At 70.7% G+C, this 3,497-nt stretch carries 4 protein-coding genes; 2 read left to right on the top strand and 2 right to left on the bottom strand.

The annotated features are described in order from the left end of the window. Nucleotides 1-214 precede the first annotated feature (214 nt). A complete protein-coding gene (locus ACFP3V_RS29845) occupies nucleotides 215-475 on the top strand; it encodes a hypothetical protein (RefSeq protein ID WP_380590271.1) in 261 nt (86 codons plus the stop codon). A 381-nt stretch (nucleotides 476-856) separates the two neighbouring features. After that, on the top strand, nucleotides 857-1,939 hold the full coding sequence (locus tag ACFP3V_RS29840; protein ID WP_380590268.1) for an Imm21 family immunity protein: 1,083 nt from the start codon (nucleotides 857-859) through the stop codon (nucleotides 1,937-1,939). 367 nt (nucleotides 1,940-2,306) lie between these two features. On the opposite strand, the gene ACFP3V_RS29835 is transcribed toward ACFP3V_RS29840, so the two are convergent. Beyond that, nucleotides 2,307-2,726: a hypothetical protein gene (locus tag ACFP3V_RS29835; RefSeq protein WP_380590266.1), complete on the bottom strand. Its 420-nt coding sequence runs from the start codon at nucleotides 2,724-2,726 to the stop codon at nucleotides 2,307-2,309. A 102-nt stretch (nucleotides 2,727-2,828) separates the two neighbouring features. Then, nucleotides 2,829-3,497 (bottom strand): vWA domain-containing protein (locus ACFP3V_RS29830; RefSeq protein WP_380590263.1); only part of this gene is annotated, 669 nt, incomplete at its 5' end.

Genomic DNA, 3,497 nt, shown 5'->3' with positions numbered 1-3,497 from the left:
ACACCAGGCCAAACCCACGAAATTCAAGACAGTCCCGGGCTTCCCGGGAAGGCCTCGCGAAGCCCAGACGTGTAGCGCGCAGTGCGGAGAGCTGGGCTGGTCCCGGTGCGTGATCGACTCGGTGAGCATCCGCGCCAACAAAAGGGGGCCTTGACCGGACCGAAGGTCGCCAATTGCCTCCGGCAGGCCGAACGGACCTTCCCCTCCACCCCGGGTGCACCTGGTACCGCCCCACCGGGTCTACCCGGACCAGCCAGCGGGCCCGTTTGGCCCCGTCGAGGTGCTGCCCGCGGGGGCCTGCATCGGGGCCTTCCGCTCCAAGCCGGTCGCTCCTGACCTCGACCCGGTGCTGCACTGCTCCGCCCTCACAGTCGTCTGGTTCCAGACCACTCCGCACGTCCCGACAGGGGAGCACGCCGACTTCACTCTCCGCGGCATCCCCTGGGACGAGCTGGCGAAGGACTACGAGCTCTGACAACGGAAGTTGCCCGGCGCCATATGCGCCAGGCGTCGTGCCACGCGGGCTGCGGCCAGCCAAGGCTCCTGCGAATGAACGCTGGCCTCGTCATCCGGTTCCCTCGTCCGGGCGAAATGCGTGCGCCGTCCCCCGGCTCCCGGCCGCAGCGCCGGGCCCCAACCGGAATTCTGGCTGGGAAGCTGCACGGTATGGACCTCGCCCCCGTGACACGGAACCAACTCCTCGCTGCACTCGCTGCCTTGGGCTTCGACCCCGGCACCCGGGACGCCGCGCCGACCGCATCGGATCTGTTCGGCGCCCCTCCTGGCAGTCACCGAGTACCTGGCCGCGCAGGCCGACCGAACCGAGACCGAAGACCTGCGCGGCGGCTACTGGACGATGACGCAGATCCTCGCCACCCTGACCACCCACGGCACGGACCAGGACGGGGAGGACCTGACCTGGCTGGGCATGGTCAGCGACCGCATCGCCCGCACCGCGCTGGAGCTGCAGGACCTCGAGGGCGCGGTGATGCCGGTGTCCACGGCGGCCGCCTGCGCCCTCGACGCGGCCGGCGCCACCCTGGCCCTGGCCCATCGGCGCAGCAGCCCGCGCCCTCCAGCTTGCCTTCGCGGCCGCCGAAATCCGCTTGGCCAACGCGGCCCGTGCCCTGCGCAGCGCCAGTACCGCGGCGCACGCCGAGGGCTTGCTGTAGTCCACAAGACGGCTGGAGGCATGGCAACGTCCGCATCTCCTGGCCACCGCAGCTGGGCTGCCGGCACCGCCGTGCCGGGAAGCGCCCACCCGGTTGGCCAGCCTGTCGGTGGCGGGCGGCAGACTGCGCACGTGACAACTGATCGACCTGGTGAGCGGAAGGCTCTCGATCTGGCCTGGGTCACCTCCATGGGTGGTCCGCTGATAGTTGTCCCGGTGTCCGCGCTGCCGTACTGGGGCGGCTGCACCGAGGACGGAATGATCACCGGGGACGGTGACCAGCCGGACCACTACGACCGGGCCTGCGACGTCGACGCCTTGGCCGGTGTCATCGCCCTCCACAGCCCCGTCGAGGCCTCTGTCCTGGTGCTGGGCGACGAACCCGCCACCACCTGCTACCTGCCGCACCGTCTGGCCTTCATGCGGTGGCTGGCCGCCGATTCCGACGCCGAGCTGCTCGAGGTCACCGAAGCCGCGCTCAACGACCCGGCGACCCCGTGGGTGGAGTGCGGGGTGTGGGAGACCGACGGCCCAGCTGTCCTCACGGACGCGGTCGAGGCCGGCCGGTGCCTGAACGTGCCCTACCCGGGCGGCGGAGGTCTGCCTGCGCAGGCGCCGGTCTCCCTGCCCGCCGGACGCTGGAAAGTGCGCGCGTTCAATAGGACCGCTGACTTCCCCTGGGTCAGCGTCGTCCAGCTCCTCCCGGAGACGGACGACCAACTGCGGCGGTTGGGAAGCGATGAGGGTGGGGCGTCGTCGAATGCCTGACCGCGGCCAGACGTGGGTTCACGGCAGGATGAGCGGATGATACGGCTTGAGGTCCCCGAACTCGGTGCCGGTCAGGGTTCACCATGCGATGGAGGCGTGCATGAGCTCCGCGCACCGGAGCGCGGGATCCCGCCCGCGTCTCCAGGCTCGCACCGGTTCGCTGACTGCCCGCGTTAAGCGTCGTCGCGCCTCCTGCGCGTGCCGCCTCCCCAGGACTGGTCCGGCCGTCTTTGAACCGGGCAGCGGAGCCGGCTTCCTCGCGCGAAGAGGTCGGTGAGCTGGGTGATCTCCGTCGACACGCGCGCAGGTTGTCGGCACTGCCCTTGGATTGCGGTTGTGCTCGCGAGGGGCTTCCCGTGTGGGCGCCTCAGGGGTGTGCGGTGGCGGCGGGGCGGCCGTAGTGCGCGTGGGCCGCCTTGACCTGGCTGATCCAGAAGTCGAGTTTGGCGTTCGCGGAGGCGCCTTTGGGCAGGAGCCCGAGTTGCTGGGCGAGTTGATAGAAGCCGGGTCCGGCGTCGTTGGCATTGAGGTAGCGGACGAGGGCGGAGAGCATGAACCCGGTTTGGGGGTGGTCGTGTTCGACGATGAGGCCGAGGAGATGGCCCATGGCGGCGCGCTCGTCGGGCCGGTCGAAGTCGAAGGTGGGGTGGTTGGTGCGGCGGGCCAGCGTGGTGTTGAGCTCGGTGTAGCTCGTGGTGACGCCCAGCTGTGCACGCTCGATGAGGAAGGCCCGTCCGGCCTCGACCAGCTCATCCCAGGTCTCGTCGCTGCGCCCGAATCCGCCCATGCCCTGTCCCCTCGTGTTACCTCGCGAACTCGAACGTAGCAGCACAGCAGAGGACTTGGGCGGGACTTCGCTGGACCACACCGGGACAGCCCTGGTCTGGGCTCAGCGGGTGCGGACGAGGACCGTGGTGGCTGCCTGCGTGATGGTGTCCAGGGTCGTTGTGGGGTCGGTGATGTGGGCGAAGGCGGTGCCCGGGAGGGGGCTGGGGGCGAAGCCGGGGGCGAAGGCGAGGTGGAGGGCGGGGCAACCGGCGGCGGCGAGGCGGGCGAGGCGGGCGGTGGCGGCGTCGGTTTCGTCGTCGGTGTAGAGGCCGTCGGAGGCGATGACGAGGAGGCGGGCGGCGTGGGGGCGGTCGAGGTCGAGGGCGTGGGTGAGGGCGTCGATGGCTTCGGCGAGGCGGTGTCCGGATCCGGTGGCCCGGAACTGGGTGATGTGCTGGGGTGCGCGTCCGGGGTGGGTGATGGCGGTGAGGGCGGTGTCGTAGGCGATGGTGGCGGTGCGGGAGGCGGGGTCGGTCAGTCGGGTGGCATGGGCCAGGATCCAGGCGGCTGCGGCTACGGGGGCGGTGGCGGCGGTCATGGAGCCGGAGACGTCGACCGCGATGCCCAGGCGCAGGGGCGGGTTGGGGTTGTGGCGGCGCTGGATGCTGGTCCAGGGCTGCGCGTTGGGGATGGCTCCGGCGGCTTGTTGGGCGTCTCGGGCGAGTGCGCCGCGCATGTTGAGGCGTCCGGGTGTCGGGGTACTCGGTGAAGTGCTCAGGTGCGTACGCTG

The organism is Streptacidiphilus monticola (genome assembly GCF_042658505.1).
Classification (GTDB): Bacteria; Actinomycetota; Actinomycetes; order Streptomycetales; family Streptomycetaceae; genus Streptacidiphilus; species Streptacidiphilus monticola.
The sequence above is the reverse complement of the archived record's forward strand: the minus strand, read 5'-3'. Positions and strand labels throughout refer to the sequence as shown.

Coding starts and splice junctions, on each gene's coding strand:
- ACFP3V_RS29840 (WP_380590268.1), top strand. CDS start 857: ATGACGCAGATCCTCGCCACCCTGACCACCCACGGCACGGACCAGGAC.
- ACFP3V_RS29835 (WP_380590266.1), bottom strand. CDS start 2,726: ATGGGCGGATTCGGGCGCAGCGACGAGACCTGGGATGAGCTGGTCGAG.